Annotated in this window: 21 protein-coding genes; 9 read left to right on the top strand and 12 right to left on the bottom strand. The window is 65.8% G+C overall.

Annotated features, from left to right (window positions below; genetic code table 11):
- Positions 1 to 295: 295 nt before the first annotated feature.
- Complete coding sequence (locus ACX80X_RS13830) at positions 296 to 703, top strand: VOC family protein (RefSeq protein ID WP_248758955.1); 408 nt, start codon at positions 296 to 298, stop codon at positions 701 to 703.
- Positions 704 to 742: 39 nt separating this feature from the next.
- Here ACX80X_RS13830 and ACX80X_RS13825 read toward each other — a convergent pair whose 3' ends face one another.
- The 3 genes from ACX80X_RS13825 to ACX80X_RS13815 all read right to left on the bottom strand — a co-directional run bounded on the left by ACX80X_RS13825 (position 743) and on the right by ACX80X_RS13815 (position 3,277).
- Positions 743 to 1,348: a TetR/AcrR family transcriptional regulator gene (locus tag ACX80X_RS13825; protein ID WP_248758956.1), complete on the bottom strand. Its 606-nt coding sequence runs from the start codon at positions 1,346 to 1,348 to the stop codon at positions 743 to 745.
- Between the two features lie 72 nt (positions 1,349 to 1,420).
- Positions 1,421 to 2,785 carry a phenylacetate--CoA ligase PaaK gene (gene paaK / locus ACX80X_RS13820; RefSeq protein WP_252614603.1) on the bottom strand — a complete coding sequence of 455 codons (1,365 nt, stop codon included), beginning with the start codon at positions 2,783 to 2,785 and terminating at the stop codon, positions 1,421 to 1,423.
- A gap of 6 nt (positions 2,786 to 2,791) precedes the next feature.
- Positions 2,792 to 3,277, bottom strand: a complete 486-nt coding sequence (locus tag ACX80X_RS13815) for a hotdog fold thioesterase (RefSeq protein WP_252610576.1) — start codon at positions 3,275 to 3,277, stop codon at positions 2,792 to 2,794.
- A gap of 165 nt (positions 3,278 to 3,442) precedes the next feature.
- On the opposite strand from ACX80X_RS13815, the gene pta reads away from it, so the two are divergent.
- Positions 3,443 to 5,521 (top strand): phosphate acetyltransferase, encoded by a 2,079-nt coding sequence (pta, locus tag ACX80X_RS13810; RefSeq protein WP_252614604.1) that lies wholly within the window; start codon positions 3,443 to 3,445, stop codon positions 5,519 to 5,521.
- A 103-nt stretch (positions 5,522 to 5,624) separates the two neighbouring features.
- On the opposite strand, the gene ACX80X_RS13805 is transcribed toward pta, so the two are convergent.
- From ACX80X_RS13805 to ACX80X_RS13795, 3 genes are all read right to left on the bottom strand, one after another.
- Positions 5,625 to 5,882 (bottom strand): hypothetical protein, encoded by a 258-nt coding sequence (locus ACX80X_RS13805; RefSeq protein ID WP_252614605.1) that lies wholly within the window; start codon positions 5,880 to 5,882, stop codon positions 5,625 to 5,627.
- 96 nt (positions 5,883 to 5,978) lie between these two features.
- Entirely contained in the window at positions 5,979 to 6,101 is a 123-nt protein-coding gene (gene ykgO, locus ACX80X_RS13800; protein WP_058931424.1) for a type B 50S ribosomal protein L36, read from the bottom strand.
- A 71-nt stretch (positions 6,102 to 6,172) separates the two neighbouring features.
- The gene (locus ACX80X_RS13795) at positions 6,173 to 7,288 is read right to left on the bottom strand and encodes a GTP-binding protein (protein ID WP_459312352.1); all 1,116 of its coding nucleotides are present in this window, start codon (positions 7,286 to 7,288) and stop codon (positions 6,173 to 6,175) included.
- Between the two features lie 62 nt (positions 7,289 to 7,350).
- Between ACX80X_RS13795 and ACX80X_RS13790 the strand changes: the two genes are divergently transcribed.
- From ACX80X_RS13790 to ACX80X_RS13780, 3 genes are all read left to right on the top strand, one after another.
- Positions 7,351 to 7,548, top strand: coding sequence for a hypothetical protein (locus tag ACX80X_RS13790; protein ID WP_252610571.1), 198 nt, complete (start codon positions 7,351 to 7,353; stop codon positions 7,546 to 7,548).
- A complete protein-coding gene (locus ACX80X_RS13785) occupies positions 7,545 to 7,850 on the top strand; it encodes a winged helix-turn-helix domain-containing protein (protein WP_252614607.1) in 306 nt (101 codons plus the stop codon). The genes ACX80X_RS13790 and ACX80X_RS13785 overlap by 4 nt, the downstream gene beginning before the upstream one ends.
- 101 nt (positions 7,851 to 7,951) lie before the next feature.
- Positions 7,952 to 9,118 carry an acetate kinase gene (locus ACX80X_RS13780; protein ID WP_252610567.1) on the top strand — a complete coding sequence of 389 codons (1,167 nt, stop codon included), beginning with the start codon at positions 7,952 to 7,954 and terminating at the stop codon, positions 9,116 to 9,118.
- Positions 9,119 to 9,199: 81 nt separating this feature from the next.
- Here ACX80X_RS13780 and ACX80X_RS13775 read toward each other — a convergent pair whose 3' ends face one another.
- Positions 9,200 to 10,231: an aldo/keto reductase gene (locus ACX80X_RS13775; protein WP_252614608.1), complete on the bottom strand. Its 1,032-nt coding sequence runs from the start codon at positions 10,229 to 10,231 to the stop codon at positions 9,200 to 9,202.
- A gap of 15 nt (positions 10,232 to 10,246) precedes the next feature.
- Positions 10,247 to 11,119: an NAD-dependent epimerase/dehydratase family protein gene (locus ACX80X_RS13770; RefSeq protein WP_459312349.1), complete on the bottom strand. Its 873-nt coding sequence runs from the start codon at positions 11,117 to 11,119 to the stop codon at positions 10,247 to 10,249.
- A gap of 565 nt (positions 11,120 to 11,684) precedes the next feature.
- On the opposite strand from ACX80X_RS13770, the gene ACX80X_RS13765 reads away from it, so the two are divergent.
- Positions 11,685 to 12,242 (top strand): GNAT family N-acetyltransferase, encoded by a 558-nt coding sequence (locus tag ACX80X_RS13765; RefSeq protein WP_252614609.1) that lies wholly within the window; start codon positions 11,685 to 11,687, stop codon positions 12,240 to 12,242.
- 201 nt (positions 12,243 to 12,443) lie between these two features.
- Positions 12,444 to 12,911, top strand: coding sequence for an SRPBCC family protein (locus ACX80X_RS13760; RefSeq protein WP_252599923.1), 468 nt, complete (start codon positions 12,444 to 12,446; stop codon positions 12,909 to 12,911).
- 82 nt (positions 12,912 to 12,993) lie between these two features.
- Here ACX80X_RS13760 and ACX80X_RS13755 read toward each other — a convergent pair whose 3' ends face one another.
- Complete coding sequence (locus tag ACX80X_RS13755) at positions 12,994 to 15,234, bottom strand: S9 family peptidase (protein WP_252599924.1); 2,241 nt, start codon at positions 15,232 to 15,234, stop codon at positions 12,994 to 12,996.
- A 400-nt stretch (positions 15,235 to 15,634) separates the two neighbouring features.
- On the opposite strand from ACX80X_RS13755, the gene ACX80X_RS13750 reads away from it, so the two are divergent.
- Complete coding sequence (locus tag ACX80X_RS13750; protein WP_252599925.1) at positions 15,635 to 16,054, top strand: hypothetical protein; 420 nt, start codon at positions 15,635 to 15,637, stop codon at positions 16,052 to 16,054.
- A 420-nt stretch (positions 16,055 to 16,474) separates the two neighbouring features.
- On the opposite strand, the gene ACX80X_RS13745 is transcribed toward ACX80X_RS13750, so the two are convergent.
- Entirely contained in the window at positions 16,475 to 17,584 is a 1,110-nt protein-coding gene (locus ACX80X_RS13745; RefSeq protein ID WP_252599926.1) for an LCP family protein, read from the bottom strand.
- Positions 17,585 to 17,973: 389 nt separating this feature from the next.
- Positions 17,974 to 18,615, bottom strand: a complete 642-nt coding sequence (locus ACX80X_RS13740; RefSeq protein WP_252614610.1) for an arsenate reductase/protein-tyrosine-phosphatase family protein — start codon at positions 18,613 to 18,615, stop codon at positions 17,974 to 17,976.
- 202 nt (positions 18,616 to 18,817) lie between these two features.
- On the opposite strand from ACX80X_RS13740, the gene ACX80X_RS13735 reads away from it, so the two are divergent.
- Positions 18,818 to 19,516 (top strand): hypothetical protein, encoded by a 699-nt coding sequence (locus ACX80X_RS13735; RefSeq protein ID WP_252614611.1) that lies wholly within the window; start codon positions 18,818 to 18,820, stop codon positions 19,514 to 19,516.
- Between the two features lie 141 nt (positions 19,517 to 19,657).
- Here ACX80X_RS13735 and ACX80X_RS13730 read toward each other — a convergent pair whose 3' ends face one another.
- Positions 19,658 to 20,542 (bottom strand): F510_1955 family glycosylhydrolase, encoded by an 885-nt coding sequence (locus ACX80X_RS13730; protein WP_252599929.1) that lies wholly within the window; start codon positions 20,540 to 20,542, stop codon positions 19,658 to 19,660.
- Positions 20,543 to 20,582 lie beyond the last annotated feature (40 nt).

Raw genomic sequence — 20,582 nt, 5'->3', positions numbered from 1 at the left:
TCCTCGTTCTCGGTAAAAGGAAACAGTGAAGGGCCCACGGCGTGATCCCCGGCGCCCGGCTTAATGACGGACTGAAAGAACCATAGTGACTACGGCGTCGACAACAGGCGACCACAGGCACATTTTCAGCCCGGAACGGGCGCCCCGCAAGGGGCATACAGGCTTAATGTACGGTTTCCGGCGACGCTCTCGCACTGGTGAGAGAGCGTCGGGGGTTTTCCCGCATTATGTGAGAGAGCGTTTGGATCTTTCCGGGTTGCCGTGGCGTAAAATTTGCACCGTAGGAGGTGGCCAAATGAACCTAGCCCTGAACACAGCCACAACCATCCTGCCCGTCGATGACGCAGCGCGCGCCCGCAGTTTCTACACCGAAAAACTGGGCCTCCCGCACCGCGGAATGACAGACAATGGAAGCGAATTACTCGGTAGCGACGGCGGCCCGATGCTGCAGTTGTTGCCGGTCTCGGACGGGAAGCACTCCGAGCACACCGCCCTTAGTTTTGAGGTGCGAAACATTGAGCGGATCGTGCAGGACATGGAGGCCAGGGGCGTCCGTTTCCAGGATTACGACCTGCCCAACCTGAAGACCGAGAACCACATCTGCACCACGGACTCCGAGAAATGCGCCTGGTTCATGGACACGGAGCACAACATCCTCTGCGTTCACGAGACGTTGGGCATGCAGGCCGAATACCAGCTCTGACCGCCTCAGCAGGTCGCACTCAGCAGGCCGCAGCATTCCCTAGTGCTGCGCGTGGAGCCCGTCGAACGCGATGGTGATGACGTCGTCGGCCAGTTTTTCCGGCGTGAGGGAGCCGCCCGGTTTGTACCATTCCACGATTGAGTTGATGGTGCCGAACAGCAGGCGCGTGACGGTGCGCGGATCGATGTCTTGGCGCAGCGAGCCTTCGTCGCGGGCTGCGGAAATCAGGGCGGCCACCTCGTGATCAAACGCGCGACGGCGTTCCAGGGCGTCGCGCTCAATGTCAGTGTTGCCCCGCAACCGTAGGAGCAGCGTGACAAACGGCAGCCGCTCCACCAGGACGGCCACGGTCTGACGCAGGACAAATTCCAGCCGTGCGTCCGCGGCGCCGCTTTGCGCCCCGGGCTGTTCGAGGATTGATTCCAGGCCACCGAGCGCATGGTCCAGGGCGAGCCTCAGGAGGTCTCCCTTGGACGGCACGTGGTGGTAGATGGCCGATTTCGAGATGCCCAGGTTCTCGGCCAGGATGCCCATGGACGTGGCGTCATAGCCGTGCCGGTTGAAGACGTCGACGGCGATGAGCAGCACCGACTGCTGGTCGTAACCGGGACGGCCGCGCTTGCTGGGGACTGCTGTAGTGGGCATACCGGCTATTTTCCCACGAACGTTCGGTAATCCCTGTAGCGGCGCAGCCCGGGCCTCAAGTGTCCGTTCGCGCTATGCCTTGGGGCGCAGGTCGTAGATCCGGCGCAGCTTGCCGTTTGACCGCTCCAGTGAACCCGGCTCCACCACGTCAACGGCGCACGAAGAACCGACGTGGATCTTGATCTGCTCCTGCAGGGTGCGCGCCGCCGTCGTACTCTGCTCAACTGTCACCGCGTCCCGGCGCTCGATCTTGACCGTCAGCTGGTCCATCCGCTGGCCTTCGGGGCGGGTGAGTTCGAGCTGGAAGTGCGGGCTGAGCTCGGGGATGCGCAGCGCAATTTCCTCGATCTGGGACGGGAACAGGTTCACGCCGCGGAGGATGATCATGTCGTCGCTGCGGCCGGTGATGCGGCCCATCCGGCGGTGTGCGGGGCGGGCGGTGCCGGGCAGGAGGCGGGTGAGGTCCTTGGTGCGGTAGCGGATGATCGGCAACGCTTCCTTGGTGAGCGAGGTGAAAACGAGCTCGCCGTGTTCGCCGTCGCGCAGGACGTTTTCCTTGCCCACGACAGGGTTGAAGGCGTCGATGATTTCGGGGCGGAAGTGGTCCTCCCAGATGTGGCTGCCGTCCTGGGTTTCCACGGCCTCGCCGGCGACGCCCGGGCCCATCACTTCGGACAGGCCGTAGATGTCGCAGGCCTTGATGTTCATGGTGACTTCGAGTTCGTGCCGCATCTCCTGCGTCCACGGTTCGGCGCCCAGGACTGCGTACTTGAGCGAGGTCGACGTCGGGTCGATGCCCATGTGGGCCATGGCGTCGGCGATGGTGAGCAGGTACGTGGGCGTGGCCAGGATGGCGTCTGGCTGGAAGTCCTGGATGAGCTGGATCTGGCGTTCGGTCTGCCCGCCGGACATCGGGATGACGGTGCAGCCCAGTGCTTCAGCGCCGGCGTGCGCGCCCAGGCCGCCGGTGAACAGGCCGTAACCGTAGGCGTTGTGGACCTTCATGCCGGGCCGGACGCCTGACGCGCGGAGGCAGCGCGCCACCAGTTTGGCCCAGTCGGCCAGGTCCTGCTTGGTGTACCCGACGACGGTGGGCCGGCCTGTGGTGCCCGAACTTGCGTGCACGCGGGCTACTTCGCTCTGCGGCACCGCGAACATGCCGAATGGGTACTCGGCGCGCAGGTCTTCCTTGGTGGTGAAGGGGAAGTTGCCGAGGTCGCTGAGTTCGCGCAGGTCGGTGGGGTGGATGCCGGCGTCGTCGAATTTGCGTTTGTAGAGCGGCACGCGGTCGTAGGCGTAGGCCACGGTGTGCTGCAGGCGGGTGAGCTGGAGGGCCTCGAGCTCGTCGCGGGAGATGGTTTCCTCGCGGTCCAGAATGGGATCTGTGCCCTGGGACGTGGACTGCGGCATGGGGGTTTCGGGGGCGTGGAGGGTCATGGTTTCCTACTTCTTGGGAATGGTGCGGCTGCGTCCGCGGAACTCGGCGATGAGTTCCCCAGGGTTGCCGGAGCTGGGTAACGAATCGGCCTGCGCACCGGGCTGCGTATCGGCATCGGCCGCGAAAATCTGGATGTCGTACAGCCCGCTGCGCCCTGAGCTGGATCGGCGGTCCGCGACGGCGGTGATCACCTGGCCGCGGTAGGCGGGCTTCAGGAAATTGATGTCGACGCCGGCGGCAACTGTGATGCTGTCGGCCTCTTCGGGGGTGGGATTGACCGGATTGCAGGCAAGGGCGAACGCGGAATCGGCGAAGGCGAAGATCATTCCGCCGTGGGCCATACCGAACCCGTTGAGCATTTCCTGCCGGAGCGTCATGCGGATGGTGGCGTGCCCGTCGCTGACGGCGAGGACTTCGATGCCCATCCATTCGGAGGCGTAGTCGTTTTCCAGGATGGGGTGGGTGGCCCCGGAGAGTGCTGCTTCAGCCATGCGTCATTGCCTCCAGCTTTATTTACCGAATGTTCATTAGGTAATCCCAGATGCGGGTCCGGTGTCAAGGGCAGATCGGTCTGTGGGTACCCCTGATCGGTGGGACCCCCGGCACGGAAGTGCAAGGATGGAGGGACCGGCACCACGCACAGCAAAGGGCGGACCATGGCCAAAGGCATCTACGTCAGCGCGACCACCCCGGGGTCGGGCAAATCGCTCGTGGCCCTGGGCCTCGCGGACACGCTCCACCGGCACGCGGACCGGATCGGCTTCTTTAAACCGGTGGTCCACGGCCCGGACGCCGCCGACGACCCCATGGTGGCGCTGATGAAATCACGCTTCGCGCTCGACGACGACCGTTGCCGTGGGGGCCTGACGTCCACCGAAGTGCGTGCCCTCCTGGCAGACGGAAAACGAGCGGATATCGATGCGCGCTGCGTGGAGATCTTCGCCGAGATTGCCAGGCATTGCGACGTGGTGATCGTGGAGGGGACGGACCTCACCGGCCAGGACGCCGCCGTCGAGTTTGACCTCAACGCCCGGCTGGCCAACAACCTGGCCGCGCCCGTTGTTGCCGTGGTGGGCGCAAAGGGGCTCAGCGTTGCCGAGGCAGCGGCCGCCGTCGAGGTTGCCCGCAAGGAACTGGTGGCGGAAAAGTGCACGCTGCTGGCCATCATGGTGAACCGCGCGGACCCGGACTTAGTGGAGGAGATCGCGGCCGCCGTGAAGCCCGGCGCATCCAACCGGCCGGTGTATGTCCTGCCGGAGCTGGAGGAGATCGCCCGGCCCACCACCGGCGAGGTTGCTGCGGCGCTGGGTGTGCGGCAGATCGCCGGCCTTGCGGACATGGAACGCGACGTCCGTGACATCAAGGTGGCGGCCATGAATGTGGGCAACTTCCTGAACGTGCTGGACGAGGGTGCCCTGGTGATCGTTCCCGGCGACCGCGCGGACGTGATGGTGGCCTGCCTGGCGTCGTCGTTCTCGCCGGAATTCCCCGTGCCGTCGGCGCTGATCCTGACCGGTGGGCTGGCCCCGGACGCCAACATCTACCCGCTCCTGGCGCAGGCGCCGTTCCCCGTGTTTGCCGCCAGCCAGGACACCTACACCACCGCCAAGCGGGTCTCCGAGGTCCGCAGCGAGATCTGGTCCGGGCACCGCCGCAAGGTGGCTTCCGCCCTGGGCCTGTGGTCCAAACGGGTGGACGAGGCCGAACTTGTGGAACGCCTCCACCTGCCGCGCCTGGAACGGATGACCCCGCTGCGGTTCCTGCACGACCTCATCGAACGGGCCAGGGGGCAGCGCCGGCACGTGGTGCTGCCGGAGGGTACGGACGTCCGGATCCTGCTGGCCGCCGAAATCCTGCACCGCCGCGACGTTTGCGATCTCACCCTGCTGGGACCGGATTCGCAGGTCCGGGAGCTGGCAGCGGCCAACGGCGTCGACCTCGCCGGGATCAACATCGTGGACCCGGCCACCTCGGAACTGCGGCAGGGGTTCGCGGAGAAGTACGCCGAACTTCGCGCCCACAAGGGCGTGGACCTGCCCAAGGCCCTGGAAATCATGCAGGACGGCAGCTACTTCGGCACCATGATGGTCCAGCTCGGAGTGGTGGACGGCATGGTGTCCGGCGCCGCGCACACCACCGCGCACACCATCCGCCCGGCGCTCGAGTTCGTCAAAACGCGCGACGGCGTGAAGATCGTGTCCTCGGTGTTCCTGATGCTTATGCCGGACCGGGTGCTGGTCTATGGCGACTGCGCCGTGAACCCCGATCCCAACGTGGAGCAGCTCGCGGACATCGCCCTCGCCTCGGCCGAAACCGCCGCGCAGTTCGGGGTGGAGCCGCGCGTGGCCATGCTGTCCTACTCCACCGGCGGCTCGGGTTCCGGCGAGGCCGTGGACGAAGTCCGGCAGGCCACCGAACTGGTGCGTGAACGCCGCCCGGATCTCGCCGTCGAAGGCCCCATCCAGTACGACGCCGCCGTGGACGCCTCCATCGCGGCCTCCAAAATGCCGGGCTCGTCGGTGGCAGGGCAGGCGACGGTGTTCATCTTCCCCGACCTGAACACCGGCAACAACACGTACAAGGCGGTGCAGCAGAGCTCGGGCGCGGTCGCCGTCGGGCCCGTCCTGCAGGGCCTGCGCAAGCCGGTCAACGACCTCTCGCGCGGCTGCACCGTGGAGGACATCGTGAACACGGTGGCCATCACGGCCATCCAGGCGCAGGTGCCGGCCTCGTAGTAACGGCGAGTGACCCCGCGTTGAGGTTAGGAGCTTTACAGGCTCAAACGTCCGACGGCGGCACCGGGTTGGGTGCCGCCGTCGCCCATACCGGCTCGCTGGCTTAGCTGTTTTCCGGCTTGGCCATGCTGTCCGGGTCTTCCTCCTTGGCCGGCTCATCGGAGAGTCCTAGGGGCGTGAGGTCCAGGTTTTGCAGATCTTCGGGCGGCTCAGCGGCCTCGCCCACCTCTTCGGCTTTGGGGCTTCCGGTATCGTCCAGGGCCGGGTTGGAACCCTCGACGCCGGTAGGGTCCTTGGCGCCGGGGGCGGGTTCTGCGGTCCCGGGCTCGGTGTTGTCGGGCTGAGTGGTGTCGTTCGGCATGAAAGTCCCTCTCTGCGTAGTGCAACGTGTCCGCCGACTCTAGGCGCCTGCCGCGGCTGACGCAACGGCAGGCGCGGGGTGAGCCGGTCTGCAGCCTCAGCCCTGACGGGCCTTCATCCGAGGATTCTTCTTGTTGATCACAAAGGTGCGGCCCCGGCGTCGGACGATCTGGGCGCCGGGAACCTTCTTCAGGGCGCGGAGGGAATTTCGGACTTTCATGGGCTTGCTCCTTGTATGTATTAATAGCGGTTTTGACGGTTGCGGGTAGGTGCAGTGTGCGGCCGGGGCCGTCAGGACGGAGCGGGGTCGAGCTGGAACGGGTCGGTCAGACCGGCGAACCCGGCCTCCATTTCCGCGTCGGTGAGTTCGCAGGCGGAGAGCAGCTGCGCAATTTCCGCCGGGTCCATGTCCTCTCCGGTCGCGGCCAGCACGCTTCCGCGGTCCCCGTGTTCCGGATGCCAGTCCAGGTGGGCGTCCACATGGTTGAGGGGATCGGGCGCCGCACCGGCCTCCTGGTCTGCCAACCACGGTCCGGTATTTTCGAGCCACACACGCGGCCCGATGCCCTGGATGGCGATCCGGCACTGCGGTGCGGCGGCGATCCACAGGCGGCCCCGCAACCAGCAGCAGCCCTCCGCGAGGGACGCCAGGGCGTGCCGGAACCGCTCAGGGTGCAGCGGACGCTGGGCCCGGTGCGTGACAGTGGTGAACGGTGAGATGGAGGACGACGCCGGGATCCGCACCGAACCGGGGACCGTCCGGCTCAGCGCGTCGTGGTAGTTGTGGCGGCCTGGGCGGATGAGGCGGGCGTTTTCCGCCACGTCAGCGTGAGGGGCCAGTTCCCTGACCAGTTGCACGCCGCGAACACGCAAGGCGGGGTCGGCCGGAAACAGGTCCACCTCCGCCAGCAGGACGGTGTCATTGAACGACAGCTCGCCGATGAGGAATTCACCAGCAGTGCGCTGGTCCTCCGGGACCGGCGTGAACCCGGACTCAAACAGGGTGTGATGGTCCCAAATGTGGTCCTCCAGCGTGTCAGGGGCGCAGGCAAGGACAGCGGAAGCAATCGTTACCGGGAGGGAAAGGCCACGCCGCAGGGCTCCGATCGCGGCCTCCGCGGACACGGCCGGAGGGAGCCCGATGATGGCCTGGGTCTCCCCGCGTTCCAGCAGCCGCTCGATGGTGGGCACGAGGTCCAGCCGCACGGTGCAGCTCAGGCAGCCGTGTTCCAGCTGCGTCTCGGCGCGCTCCACAAGCCCGGACTGGCTGGAGATCCTGCGGATGACCACGCCGTTCTCCAACAGGTCGTGCAGAACCACCACGGCGCCGGGATTGGCCGCGGCCGCGTCTTGGCAGGCTTGCTGGCGGCACAGGGCGTCCAGGGAGCTGATCACAGTGATATGCATGCCGATTACTCTAATGAGAATGGTTCGCAAAAACAAGTTCGCCAACAGCGAGCATTTGGCCGATGTTCCAGACGTCCACAAAAGCCGGGTACACCCGGCGGTTCCTGACCTCACTGATCGCCTACTTCACTCTTTACGGCGTCGCGCTGGGGGTCGGAGTCAGCCTCTTCCGCGACGGAAACATCTGGTTCTACGTGAGCGCCGCCGTCGTGCTTGCCGGCGTTGGCCTGGCCGCAGCCTTCCGCGAACTGCGCGCATGAGCACCGCAGCGGAGCATCCCCGCTACCGGCTCGACGACCTTATCCACCAGCCGGTCCGTTTCTCCGTCATGGCGGCGCTGGCAGGCGCGGAGTCGCTGGACTTCAAGGACCTGCGGGACGCCATCCAGGTCAGCGATTCCGTGCTCAGCAAGCAGCTGGCGGTGCTGGAAAAGGCCGGGTACGCAAAGATCCGGAAGGGCTTCGCGGGAAAGATGCCGCGGACTTCGGCGAGCGTGACCGCTGCAGGGCGGAAAGCCTGGGACGGGCACCTGCAGACCCTGCGGGATATCGCCGGCGGCTGACGCGGCAACTTATAGAGTGGGTCTCGCATGGAGCGCTGCGCCAGGCTCCGGCACACCCCTCGTCAGCTGTACCCCGCGGCACCGAGGCTTCAGGAGGCCCTATGCTTGTGCTCGTTATCAATTCCGGTTCGTCCTCGCTCAAGTACCAGGTCCGGGACGTGGCCGCCGGCATTGTGCTGACCGAAGGGCTGATCGAGAAGATCGGCATGGGCAACGGCGGTGATGGCGACGGCGAAATCGAGGGCCCCCGGGACCATGCGGAGGCGCTGGAACAGGTAGATGCCGCGATCCATGCGGAACTTGGCGATCTTGAACTTGCTGCGGTGGGCCACCGCGTGGTGCACGGCGGCGAGCGGTTCGCCGAGCCCGTGCTGATCGACAACGAGATCACCCGTGCCATCGAGCGCCTCAATCCGCTGGCGCCGCTGCACAACCCCGCCAACGTCCTGGGCATCCGCGCCATCAGCAGGAAGTGGCCGGACCTGCCGCAGGTGGCCGTGTTCGACACCGCTTTCCACCGCACCCTGCCCGAGCACGCCTGGCGCTACGCCGTTCCGGACGAGCTCTACACGAACCACGGCATCCGCCGCTACGGCTTCCACGGCACGTCGCACGAGTACGTCACGCACCGGGCCGCCGCGCTGCTGGACGTGCCCGTGGACGAGTTCGACGGCGTGATCGCCCACCTGGGGAACGGCGCCTCCGTCACGGCCATCCGCCGCGGTCATTCGGTGGACACGTCCATGGGCTTCACCCCGCTGGAGGGCCTGGTGATGGGCACCCGCTCAGGCGACCTCGATCCGTCCATCCTGGTCTTTCTCGGCCGGTTCGGGTGGACGCCGGAGGACATCGACGCCATGCTCAACCGCGAATCGGGGCTGAAGGGGCTCGCCGGGAACAACGACATGCGCTCGGTGGTGGAGGCGTCAGAGGCCGGCGACGCCAAGGCTACGATGGCGCTCGCGGTCACGTCCTACCGGCTGGCCAAGTACATCGGCGGATATCATGTGGCCGTCGGCGGCGCCAAGGCGCTCGTGTTCACGGCGGGGATCGGCGAAAACTCCCACCAGTTCCGCGCGCTGGTGACTGACAGGCTGCATGCGCTGGGCATAGAGCTCGACGCCGGCCTGAACAGTGAGCGGTCCAAGGAACCGCGGGTGATTTCCACGGCTGCGTCCGTCATCCCGGTGTTGGTGGTGCCCACCGACGAGGAACTGGCCATCGCGGAGGCAACTGCAGCCGTCGTCCTCTCATCGGTTGCTCCGTAGCGGCCCTTTTGGGCCCTGAAAACGGCGGTTACGGAGCAATCGACGGTGAAACGGCTTCGAGGTCTTGCCGGATGCCCGGCGCTACCGTCCCCCTTCGATCTTGCGGCTGCGCTGCTCCTGGGCCATCGGACCGTACGGATAGACCCCGATTTGAGGCTGACTGGCCTGCGTTAGCTGGTCGGTTTCGTCCGGGGTGAGCTGCAGGTCTGCCGCGGCAAGGTTGTCCACGAGCTGCTCCGTGGTCCGGGCACCCAGGATCACGGACGTGACCGCCGGCCGGTCGGCCAGCCATGCCAGCGCCACCTGGGAGTGGCTCACGTCGTGGGCAGCGGCGATGTCTTCTACGGCCGCGATAACGGCCCAGGTGCGGGGATTGTCATTGCGAGCCTTCCAGGCCTCCATGCCGCGTTCGGGGTTCTCGCCAAGCCGCGTGGCACCTGAAGGAGGCTGGTCCCGTTTGTACTTGCCCGATAGCCAGCCGCCGCCCAACGGGGACCACGGCAGCAGGCCGATCCCGGCGTCCATGGCTGCCGGGACGATCTCCGCTTCGATCTCGCGTACCAACAGGCTGTACTGGGGCTGCAGGGTCACCGGAGGGTTCCAGCCGTTCTCCCGGGCAACGTGGACCGCCTTGGTCAGCTGCCAGCCGAGGAAATTGGAGAAACCGTAGTAGGCGATCTTGCCGCTGCTGACGGCGTCGTCCAGAAACCGGAGCGTCTCCTCCAGCGGAGTGATGGGGTCCCACGCGTGCAGCTGGTAAAGGTCGATCTGTTCCACGCCCAGTCGGCGGAGGGAACTGTCCAACGCTCGGGTCAGGCGGCGGCGGGAGGTGCCGACGTCGTTTGGGGCCGTTCCCATCGGAAAGCGGCCCTTGGTGGCGAGCACCACGCGGTCCTTGGCTTCCGGCCGCTGGGCCAGCCAGCGGCCGATGATCTCTTCCGAGGCTCCGGCGCTGTAAACGTCCGCGGTGTCGATGAAGTTGCCGCCGGCGTCGAAGTAGCTGTCCAGGATGGCATGGGATGCGTCTTCGGTGGCTTCGGCACCGAAGGTCATGGTTCCCAGCGCATAAGCGGAAACCACGGCGCCGCTGTGGCCCAGGGTTCGGTATTGCATGGTGCTCCTCGGGGGTCAGTTTTCGGTGGGGGTGGTCTTGTTGGAGTGGTAGGTCCGCCACGTGTGTTCAGGCTCGTAGCCCAACAGGCGCCGGGCTTTGTCGATCGACAGCATGGTCTCGTGTTCGCCCAGTTCCTTGGTCACGGTGACGTTGGGGAACACCTCCGCGGCGAGGCTGGCGCTGGAACGCGTCATGACAGTGTCCGCGTTCGCGATGATGAAAGCCTGGAACCCGGGCTGGCCGTTTTCCAGCGCACGCGCCACAGCCTGCGCGCCGTCGCGCCCGTCGATGTAGCCCCAGAGGTTCCACTTCCGCGCACAGGCGTCCGAATCGAACGACGGGAACCGTTCGTAGTCCTCAGGATCCATGACGTTGGAGAACCGCAGGCCCGCAATGCTCAGCTCCGGATCCCAGCGCGTCAGCTGGATCGCCATCTGCTCCTCGAGGTGCTTCACGAGTGAGTACGTGCTCTCCGGCCGGGCCGGGTATTCCTCATCCACCGGGATGTAGGGAGGGTCGACGTCGAACGGCAGTCCCAGCACCGTCTCACTGGAGGCGTAAACCACCTTCTTGATGCCGGCCCGGCGCGCCGCCTGGAAGACGTTGTAGGTCGAGAGCATGTTGTTCTCGAAGGTGGCGGCATCCGGACTCATGCCCGGTGCGGGAATGGCTCCCAGATGGACGATTGCGTCGAAGCCGTCATGCCGGTCGTCGAGACCCAGGAACACGTCAAGGACCTGGCCATAGTTGCGCAGGTCCACGATGGCCAGCCCGGGGCTCCTTTCCCCGGCCCGGTCCAGGTTCAGCACCTGGTGGCCGTCGTCGGTCAGCCTGCGGACCACGTGCCGTCCGAGTTTTCCGCTTCCGCCGGTCACTGCAATTCTCATGGGTATGCTCCTTCAGATGGTGTTACTCGGCGGGACCGATCTGGCCCGCCGCCAAAGCGCTAAGTCCCAGCACAACGGGACAACCCCGCTCGACTCCCGGTCAGGGTCGGCGGCTGGGGTTCGATGGCCCATGCGGCCTGGTGTAGATGGCAACTAGCCGAACGATCCCAGCCCGGAAACGGCTTTCGTGAGGGGTATGGGCACGACGCTACGCACTTTGTGGATACCTGTCAGCAGGGTTGCCCCGCCCTGCTTTTCCTAGGACTGCCAGACCTACCTTCGTTATAGAAAGCAGCGGCGCGACGACGGAGAATGGACGACATGGGTCAGAGCGGGGAGTTTGGAAATTTCCTGAAGGCAATGCGGTCAAGGCTGACGCCAGATCAGGCGGGCATAGCTTCCACCAGCGGCGCCCGGCAGGTTCCCGCGCTGCGACGCGAAGAGTGCAGAATCCCCGTCGGAGTGACAGTCGTCGTCGTTTCATCGATTGCTCCCTAGCGGCCCTTGTGGGCGCTGAAAACGGCGGTTACGGAGCAACCGATGGGGCATGGCGTAGCCTCATTCCATGCCTGAGATCACTTTGCCCATCCGCACCGAGCGTTTGATCCTGCGCCGGTTCGAAGGTGCGGACCTGGATGCCTTCCATGCCTACCATTCGCTGCCCGAGACGGCCCGCTTCCTGCCGGGGGAGGCCAAGAGCTACACCAAGTGTATGGAGTCCGTGGGCAAGTACGCCAACTTCGTCTTCGAGAAGGAGGGTGACTGGATATGCCTGGCCCTCGAGGCCGTGGACGGCCCGGGACTCCTCGGCGAGGTTGTGCTGAAGTGGCTGCCGGGCAGCGGGCAGGGCGAAGTCGGATGGAGCCTGGCGCCGGCCGCGCGGGGCAAGGGCTACGGGGCCGAGGCCGCGGATGCGGTGCTGAAGCTGGGGTTCGAGGAACTGGGGATGCACCGGATCGAGGCAAAGCTCGACGCCCTGAACACCGCCTCCGCCGCTCTATGCGAACGGCTGGGCATGCGGTTGGAGGCCCGGCTGGTGGACAAGTGGCATTACAAGGGCCAGTGGGCCACTGAGCTGATGTACGCGATCCTCGAGGACGAATGGCGCGCGCGGCGCCGGTGATCGACGCACGCGGTGATCGAGCCTGTCGAGATCTGACCGGTTGCTCCGTAACGGCCCTTTTGACCCCTGAAAACGGCGGTTACGGAGCAATCGATGGGTTATCTCAGGCCATTGACGGCCTCAGGCGCCGGGGACAGACTTTTCCTGTGCCTAGCTGTCGGCCAAGCCGGGCTGGCAACAGGCGTGTCCAAGGAGAATCCGATGCCCACCGTGGAAGAAACTGTCTACATTGCCCGCCCTCCACAGGAAGTCTTCAATTTCCTGTCAAAGGGCGAAAACATCCCCGTCTGGGACTCCTCGGCCGTCCATGCCGAAACGGTCGGGACCGAGCCCGTTGCAGTCGGAACCCGGGTTAAGGGCGCAAGCAAGGTGGTGGGCAGGAAATTCGACTGGACAACGGAGGTCATCGAATTCCAGCCTCCAACTCGCTTTGTGTCCCGCTCGGTGGAAGGAAAGCTGGAATTCACTGTCACCAATGTCTTGGAACCTGAAGGTGACGGGACCCGCCTGAGCTTCCGGATCGATGCGGCATCTGGCCTGGGCGGGGTGTTCGGCAAACTGGCCGACCGGTTCGTGGAACAAGCCCAGGCCCGGACCGTCCGTGCCAACCTCGAGACACTGGCCGAACTGCTGGCCGAGCACCCCGAATACGGCAGGGATGACGGCTGAGCCGCGAGATCCGGGTTTCGACAAGCTCAACCACCGGATTCGGCCCGGTGATCGAGCCTTGAAATCCAGGGGTCCGAGGGGGTTATTTGAGGCCGGCCCCGGGCAGAAGGTCCTTGGCGCCGAGGGAGTCGGCGATGAACGCGTAGTCCCACGCACGCTCGCGCCATTGGACATAGCGCCCGGACGCGCCGCCGTGGCCGCCGTCCATTTCGATCTTCATCACCACCGGCTCCGCGCCGGTGGTCTTGTTCCGCAGCTCCTGGACCCATTTGGCCGGCTCCACGTAGAGCACCCGCGTGTCGTTGAACGAGGTCACCGCAGCCACCTTGGGGTACGCAACTGAATGCACATTCTCGTACGGCGAATAAGACTTCATGTAGGCGTACACCGCGGGGTCCGTGATGGGGTTTCCCCATTCCTCCCACTCCAGGGCGGACAGCGGAAGCTCCGGGTCCAGGATGGTGGTGAGGGCATCCACGAACGGCACCTGCGCCACCACCGCGGCGTACTTTTCCGGTGCCAGGTTGGCCACCGCGCCCATCAGCAGCCCGCCTGCCGAGCCGCCCAGCGCCGCAACCCGGGACGGATCCACCCACCCGGACTTGGCCAGCCAGTCGGTGGCGTCCACAAAGTCGGTGAAGGTGTTCTTCTTGGCGAGCTTCTTGCCGTCCTCATACCAGTGCCGGCCCAGCTCGCCGCCACCACGGATGTGCGCGATCACAAACACCACGCCGCGGTCCAACAGCGACAGCCGCGCGATGCCGAAACCGGGGTCCATGCTCAGCTCGTAGGAGCCGTACCCGTAGACCAGGCCCGCCGCCGTCGAATCCTGTTTGACGCTCCTGTGCCGCAGAACAGAAAGGGGGACCCGCGTGCCGTCCGCGGCGTCGGCCCATTCGCGGGTGGCCACGTAGTCGCTGCCGTCGTAGCCACCCAGCACCGGGCTTTCCTTGCGGAGCAGCAGTTCGCCGGCGGGCTGCGCCGGGGTGGGCAGCACAAAATCGTAGACGCGCGACGGCGTGAAGTACGACGTGTAGCCCAGCCGGATGACCGGTGCCTCGTAGTCCGAACCGCCGACGCCGGCCGTGTACAGCTCCTCGTCGAACGCCGGTTCCACCGGAGCTTCCTGAGCGGGCGTACCGAGGCCGGCCAGTCCCATCACCTGGACGCGTTCGATGGTGTCTTTGCGGACTGACACAATCAGATGCGTGGAGGTGACGCCGGCACCGTTGACGCGGACGTCGTCGGAATGCTCGACGACGGTACTCCAGTGCTGCTCGGCCAACGGCTTGGCGAGCTCGGCGGGGTCCACCAGGGAGACCATGGAGTTGATGGCACCGCGGTTGTGGGTGAGCAGAATGCGTTCTGATTTTTCGCCGTCAGGACCGGTGAGCAGGAACGGCTCAGCCTCGTAGAGGACGCGCTCGTCCCGCGAAATCACGGTGGTGAGGGCCGCCGTCGGGTCATCGAAACGCAGCAGGCGGGTCTCGCTGTACTCGGAGCAGCCGATGCCCAGCACGAGGTGGCGCCTGTCAGAGGAGAGCTCAAAGCCCAACCACATGGCGACGTCGTCCTCCTGATAAATCACCTCATCGTCGGAGACCGGCGTGCCCAGGACGTGGGACTTGACCTGGTACGGGCGCCACGAATCGTCCACCACGGTGTAGAAAATGCGCGTGCCGTCGGGAGAGAAGCTGACGCCGTAGAAGATGTTCTCGATGACGTCCGGGAGGAGTTCCCCGGTGCGGAGGTCCTTGATGTGGAGGGTGAAACGTTCGTCGCCGGCGTTGTCCACGGCGTAGGCGTAGAGGTTCCCGTCCACCGTGACGGCCGATCCGCCCACCGAGAAGAACGGCTTGCCTTCGGCCTCGATGTTGCCGTCCAGCAGCACTTCCTCGCCGGGGATTTCGACGCCGGCCTCCACTGCGGGGGGAGTCCAGTCGGCAACGGGGTTGCCGGTGTCCTGGGCGCGGACGCGGCACTGGATGCCGTACTCCTTGCCCTCAACCGAGCGGCTGAAGTACCACCAGCCATCCTTGCGGTTTGGGACAGACAGGTCTGTCTCCTGCGTGCGGCCCTTGATTTCCTGGAAGATGGCCTCGCGCAACGGCTCCTGGTGGGCGGTGATGGCCTCCTGGTAGGCGTTCTCGGCCTTCAGGTGCTCAACCACTTCGGCAGATTCCTTCTCGCGCAGCCACTCGTAGTTGTCCACGAAAGTGTCGCCGTGGTGCGTCCGCTCGTGCGGGACCTTCTTGGCCACTGGGGGCGCGGGGGAGGAGGCGGCGGACGAAGTGGCGGAATCCTGCAGCGGAGTCTGGGTCATGCCTTCAATATATAGAGCCGGGCGGACAAAATGGCCGCCGTTCGCTACCGGGGTAGCGCCCTCCTGCAGCCGGGCCGGACGGGCCGCTAAGTTACCGGCCGGAACCCCTTGAATCGCCCTTCGCCGGGTGCTAGAACGGCATTACCGGGAGGATCCGGACGCGTTCTTTTTCATCTGCCTCTTAGGGCGGTTAGCCGTTTCGGCACGCCACAGCGCCAGATAGCGCATCGGCAGTCTGCGGGCGACCCTTCCGATACGGTGGTCCCCGGCCTGGCCGGGGGCCACTTTTATGCGTCCCTGGCCATGCTGGTGCGGGTTGCCGCAGAACGCGGAGCAGGGACCTTGACAGGGCGTAATAATCGCGGGCTAATTGTAAGCACTCTTAGTAATATTGGGGGCGATGATGCGAAACCTAATACCGAAAGGCACCCTCCGGAAGATGCTCCTGCCGCCCACGTACGGCTTGCACCTGGCACGGGGCGCCGAGTTCACGGTGCTCTCCGTCGAAGTCTGGAGCAGTTGCCTTGTGGTCAACATCCACGTGGAGTCCGCTGCCGGGAGAGCCATCCCGGAAATTGCCATCGAAGACCATTGGGGCACGCAATACACATTCCGGGACTCCGCCAGCGTGGGCTCCCGGAACCTGCAGGTCTTCACCCCGTCCGTGCCGCCCGGCACTAGGAGCCTGACCATCAGGTCCACCGACAACGACGCCGACGCGCGCCTGGTGGTGACGTTTGCCGTCCCGCGGATGCAGGAAGCCGACCAAGCAGCCAAGGCGCCGGTTTCCCGCCCGGTCCGACTGCGCCGTCCGGCCTAGAAGCAGGTCGGACTAGAACGCACTCACAGCCGGAGTGAGAGAGGGTTCGGGAAATTTCTGCAGGATGTGAGAGAGCGTTGATGGCGGGGCAGGCGTATCCTGATCACGCAAAGGCGTACCCGCCCAGCGTGAGAGGGGAAGTTCCATGACCATCCCGCCAGTGCACGAACCAGAGCCGTTCCCGCCGGAACCAGGCCCGGACCCCTTCAATCCGGGGCCCACCCATCCCGGCCACCCGGGACCGGACAGGCCCAGCCCGACGCCGGAACCTCCCGGACCGCTGCCCGTCCCGGATCCGGGGCCCGCACCGCTGCGCCCGGATCCCACCCGGAGTTAAGTCACCGATGAAACGGCCCCTGGCACAGCCAAGGGCCGTTTCACTTGGTGCCCGCCAGTACCCGGACCGTGTTGCCCGGCGTACTACCCGCCCGCGTACTCGGGCAGCCGGCCTTCGCGCATGGCAGCCGCCACCTGGGCGATCCCGCCGTAGTCCGGGAATACGACCGACGCCCCTCCTGGTGCTGTGCCCACCCCGGCAGTCGGCAGGGTCAGGCTCACCACGGCGTTGGGGTCGATGCCGCGCATGCCGTAGGCCAGGATCGCGACGCCCACAGGATCAAAGCCCTGGTCCACCGTGAGGTAGCCGGATGCGAAATTCACCAGGGCCCGCACCGCGGTCACGTCGTGCAGGGCGCCGTCGCTGGTGAGCCGGGCGAGGATGGCGCGGAGGAACGTCTGCTGGTTCCTGACCCGCTGGAAGTCGCCGTCGACGAAGGCGTAGCGCTCGCGGACGAATTCCAGTGCCGCCTGGCCGTCGAGGTGGTTCACCCCCGGTGTGAAAACGTGCTGCGTTTCGTGAGTGGACTGGAACGGCACGGTGACGTTCACGTCAATTCCGCCCAGCCCGTCGGTGAGCGTCTTGAAACCGTGGAAGTCCAGCATGAGGGTGTGGTCGATGTGGGTCCCCATCAGGGACTCCACCGTGCGGGTCGCGAGCGGTATGCCGCCCACTTGCAGGCTGTCGTTGATCTTGGAGAAGCCGTAGTCGGGGATGCTTACGTACAGGTCGCGCATGAGGGAGACCACGTGCACACTGCGGCGGTCGGCCGGGACATGAACCAGCATGAGCGTGTCGGCGCGGTGGTCCTGCGATTCGCCCGTGGCTGCGGTGTGGGCTGCCTGCTCCCGGGCGTTCGCGCGGCTGTCGCTGCCGATCACCAGGATGTTCATGGGCGTGGCGGGGAGTTCCGCGATGGGTTCGGGCGGCGGGGGAGGGGCCGGTGCCGGGGGCGGTGGCGGTGTCGTCTCCGAAGGAGTGGGGGTGGCGGTGTCAGTGATGGTGGGCACCGGGGCCGCAACTTCCGCGGCAGGCTTAGTGAACAGCAGGGCGGACACGGCGACGACCGCAACCAGTAGCAGCGACAGCGCCGCCGCGATCATTCGGCGCCGTTTCAGTGCGGCAGGCGCAGCAGGCTCGGGGCCGGAATTGCCGGGGCCGATCGGATCAGGACCGCTTGGGGTGCTCGCCATGACTTAGTGTCCGCCCTCGGACCCGGTTACGGCTACAACGCGGAGCGTGTCGTTTCCATGCTGTAACGTACGACGGCGGCTCGCCGGGTTCAGTGGAAAGCCCCGCAGTGCGGGGCGGACTAGGCTCTTGGTCAGGAACGGGATATCTGTGGGGGATCTGATGGAAAATACGAAGCCGGTTCTGCTTGTCACCAGCCGGGCGGCCTGGGAGAAGCAGTACGAGCGTTACAAGCGAATGGGCAAGCGGCTGAATACGGTCCAGGGGCTGCTCTTTCATCCCATTCCTGGCCAGCCTGCTGTTTCTGGCAGGTGTGCTCTTCCCCTTGGTTGCAGGGGTTACTCCTGAGGCGGCGCCTGCCCCTCGCTAACGCCGGCTTGCCCGGGAGCGTTTAGGCGAGAGTGTTCAGGCGCGCGTGCCGCAGAATGGAAACAATGGCCGGAGCCAGTTCGTCCTCCATCTGGTGGTAGATCTCGGGGCTGCGCCGGTAGGGGTCGATGATGTCGTTTTCGGAAGAATCCGCGGGCAGTGACAGGTGCCGGACGGACGCAGCGCGCGCGGGCAGCCCCCGCCAGAAGGCGGTGTTGGCACTGAGGGGACTACCGCCGTCGTCCGCTACCGGAACGTTTGCGGCACTGTCCGCACGCTCGTCCAGGACGTCGAGCATGCGGGCAAACTCGCGGATGGTGAAGGTGCGCTTGAGCAGGGAGGCGTCCAGCTGGAGCACTTCGCCGCGGTGGCCCGAGGTCATGGTGAGGACCAGGTCCACACCGCGCAGGATCTTGCTGGTCAGCTGCCGCGAGACGAAACCGTCCGGGTTCCCGCCGAAGGTGCGCACGATGTCGCCGGACAGCGGCTGCATCGGATCGCCCACCATGGCCCGGGTTCCGGCGCTGGTGACCTCAAATCCGCCCGGCATCACCTGGTCCAGCCCGGCCTGCAACAGCCGTTCGGCCACGGGAGAACGGCAGATGTTGCCGGTGCAGACCGTCAGGATCCTCACGGGTGCGGGGGCAGATGAGGGGGATTCCACGGAACTTCTCTTTCCAGCCGATGCGCCGGACCGGTGCGGCCCGTCGTACCTTTCAACTTAACACGTGCGGGTGCCGACGCCCCCAGCACCCGGATGCCGCCGTCGTGATATTTCGAGCGAAGACCCATCCTTGTAGGCATGGTGGTACGAATCACACTTGACTACAGGGATTCCCCTGTTGGCGCTGACCAAGGAGTGAATCGTGAAACGGAATACAAAGTTGGTTTTTGGTGGTGCCGGTGTGGCACTGCTGGCGGCTGCGTCGCTGGGTGCCATGCCGGTAATGGCCCAGAGCCCAAAGTCCGCGGAGAAAACAGTCACGCTGAGAGCCACCCTCACGGAGCTTAACGGCTCCGGGGCTGCGGGCACAGCCACTGCTGTTGTCCGCAACCAGAAGATCCAGCACATCGAGGTCCACGCCACCGGGTTGACGCCCGATGCCCCGCACGCCCAGCACATCCATTACGGCAACCAGGCCCTGAACGAGTGCCCCACGCTGGCGCTGGACAGCAACGGTGACGGACGGCTGAATACTGTCGAGGGTGTTCCGGCCTACGGCCCGGTTGTGGTCTCGCTCAACACCACCGGTGACACCACCCCCGCCAGTTTCCTGGACGTTTCCCGGTTCCCCGTCTCCCAGGACGGCAGCTATGACTACAGCCGGGACAACATCGAATTTACTGATGTAGCCGGGACCGGCTACCCCGGTGCCGGCGGGCTCGGTACCGCCAAGCAGATCGCTGACTCCGTCCGCGAAGGCGAGGGCGTCCTGGTGATTCACGGGCAGGACTACGACGCCAACGGAACCTACAACTTCAGCGATCCTGAAGGTGCCAGTGAGCTTGACCCGAACCTCCCGGCAGAGGCCACTGACCCCGCCGCCTGCGGCGTCCTGCGCTAAGCGCGCATTTCCCCGCTCTTCGGGCCCCAGCAAGGCTTACCCCAGTGCCGTGCTGGGCTTGAAGATGGCAATGAACGGCAAGAGGCAGGGCCTGCCCGCACTCCGCGGACAGGCCCTTCCTGCTGCCTTCCCGTGACCGGGTCAGACGGCGTCCGAGGCGCGGAAGGTGGCCCCGCCGTCCGTGGATACGACCAGTCCGGCAGAGGTGGCGGCCCAGACCCAAGGGTTCGCGCCTGAACCCTCCACCGCCGCTATCGCCTGGACCTCCCCTTCGATCCGCCCCGTCCGGGACCAGGTGGCCCCGCCGTCAGCCGAATAATGTACGGAACCGTCCGGTTCCACGCCTATGGCTTCGGTGGGGCTGGCGAAGGTCACGAACTGGATCACCGGGGCGGCCGGGGTGAGGGCCCAGGTCTTGCCGCCGTCGGTGGAGCGCTGCACCCCGTCGCGGGTGGTCGCCAGGACCGTGTCACTGAATGGGTCCGCGGCCAGGGCCGCCGGGCTGAAGCCGGCGGCCTGAACGGACCAGGTCTTCCCGTCAGGGCTCGTGCGCAGGGTCCCGTCAAAGGCCACGATGCCGGACTTGGCCGAGGTGAGTGCGTGGAAGTCCGATTCGCCTTGGCGGGAGAGCTGCTCCCAGGTCTTGCCGCCGTCGGTGGATTGGATCAGGCCCAGTGGGTTAGGCAGGTCTGAGCCCGGCCCAGGGTGGCCCGAGGCGTAAAACAGGCCTTGGCCAGGGCCTGCGGTGAAGCCCATCAGGTCGTTGGTGCTGCCGATTTTGGTGGCGGGATGTGCGGTGACGTCGTAGAGACCATCGTGGGTGGCCAGGAGAACCTGGTCCGTTTCGCGGTTCACGGTGAGGCCGTGTATGTGGCTGCTGGGCAGGCCGGACGCGGAGTTGGTCGGGGCAGCGGTGCTCGCGGCCGGCGACGAAGCGGGTGTGCAGGCGGCAACAGTGAGCAGAAATGCGGTCGCCGCGGCGGCGGCCGAAGCGGGACGGTAACGGTTGAATGTGCGCGCGGGCATGGGATTCTCCAGGTGGCGGAACGAAAAGTATGGGTGGTCA

Source organism: Pseudarthrobacter sp. MDT3-1, from assembly GCF_054510755.1.
The sequence above is the reverse complement of the archived record's forward strand: the minus strand, read 5'-3'. Positions and strand labels throughout refer to the sequence as shown.

What these genes read in the sequence shown, in the direction of transcription:
- ACX80X_RS13830 (WP_248758955.1), top strand. Translation starts at nt 296, where the DNA reads ATGAACCTAGCCCTGAACACAGCCACAACCATCCTGCCCGTCGATGAC.
- ACX80X_RS13825 (WP_248758956.1), bottom strand. Translation starts at nt 1,348, where the DNA reads ATGCCCACTACAGCAGTCCCCAGCAAGCGCGGCCGTCCCGGTTACGAC.
- paaK (WP_252614603.1), bottom strand. Translation starts at nt 2,785, where the DNA reads ATGACCCTCCACGCCCCCGAAACCCCCATGCCGCAGTCCACGTCCCAG.
- ACX80X_RS13815 (WP_252610576.1), bottom strand. Translation starts at nt 3,277, where the DNA reads ATGGCTGAAGCAGCACTCTCCGGGGCCACCCACCCCATCCTGGAAAAC.
- pta (WP_252614604.1), top strand. Translation starts at nt 3,443, where the DNA reads ATGGCCAAAGGCATCTACGTCAGCGCGACCACCCCGGGGTCGGGCAAA.
- ACX80X_RS13805 (WP_252614605.1), bottom strand. Translation starts at nt 5,882, where the DNA reads ATGCCGAACGACACCACTCAGCCCGACAACACCGAGCCCGGGACCGCA.
- ykgO (WP_058931424.1), bottom strand. Translation starts at nt 6,101, where the DNA reads ATGAAAGTCCGAAATTCCCTCCGCGCCCTGAAGAAGGTTCCCGGCGCC.
- ACX80X_RS13795 (WP_459312352.1), bottom strand. Translation starts at nt 7,288, where the DNA reads ATGCATATCACTGTGATCAGCTCCCTGGACGCCCTGTGCCGCCAGCAA.
- ACX80X_RS13790 (WP_252610571.1), top strand. Translation starts at nt 7,351, where the DNA reads ATGTTCCAGACGTCCACAAAAGCCGGGTACACCCGGCGGTTCCTGACC.
- ACX80X_RS13785 (WP_252614607.1), top strand. Translation starts at nt 7,545, where the DNA reads ATGAGCACCGCAGCGGAGCATCCCCGCTACCGGCTCGACGACCTTATC.
- ACX80X_RS13780 (WP_252610567.1), top strand. Translation starts at nt 7,952, where the DNA reads ATGCTTGTGCTCGTTATCAATTCCGGTTCGTCCTCGCTCAAGTACCAG.
- ACX80X_RS13775 (WP_252614608.1), bottom strand. Translation starts at nt 10,231, where the DNA reads ATGCAATACCGAACCCTGGGCCACAGCGGCGCCGTGGTTTCCGCTTAT.
- ACX80X_RS13770 (WP_459312349.1), bottom strand. Translation starts at nt 11,119, where the DNA reads ATGAGAATTGCAGTGACCGGCGGAAGCGGAAAACTCGGACGGCACGTG.
- ACX80X_RS13765 (WP_252614609.1), top strand. Translation starts at nt 11,685, where the DNA reads ATGCCTGAGATCACTTTGCCCATCCGCACCGAGCGTTTGATCCTGCGC.
- ACX80X_RS13760 (WP_252599923.1), top strand. Translation starts at nt 12,444, where the DNA reads ATGCCCACCGTGGAAGAAACTGTCTACATTGCCCGCCCTCCACAGGAA.
- ACX80X_RS13755 (WP_252599924.1), bottom strand. Translation starts at nt 15,234, where the DNA reads ATGACCCAGACTCCGCTGCAGGATTCCGCCACTTCGTCCGCCGCCTCC.
- ACX80X_RS13750 (WP_252599925.1), top strand. Translation starts at nt 15,635, where the DNA reads ATGATGCGAAACCTAATACCGAAAGGCACCCTCCGGAAGATGCTCCTG.
- ACX80X_RS13745 (WP_252599926.1), bottom strand. Translation starts at nt 17,584, where the DNA reads ATGGCGAGCACCCCAAGCGGTCCTGATCCGATCGGCCCCGGCAATTCC.
- ACX80X_RS13730 (WP_252599929.1), bottom strand. Translation starts at nt 20,542, where the DNA reads ATGCCCGCGCGCACATTCAACCGTTACCGTCCCGCTTCGGCCGCCGCC.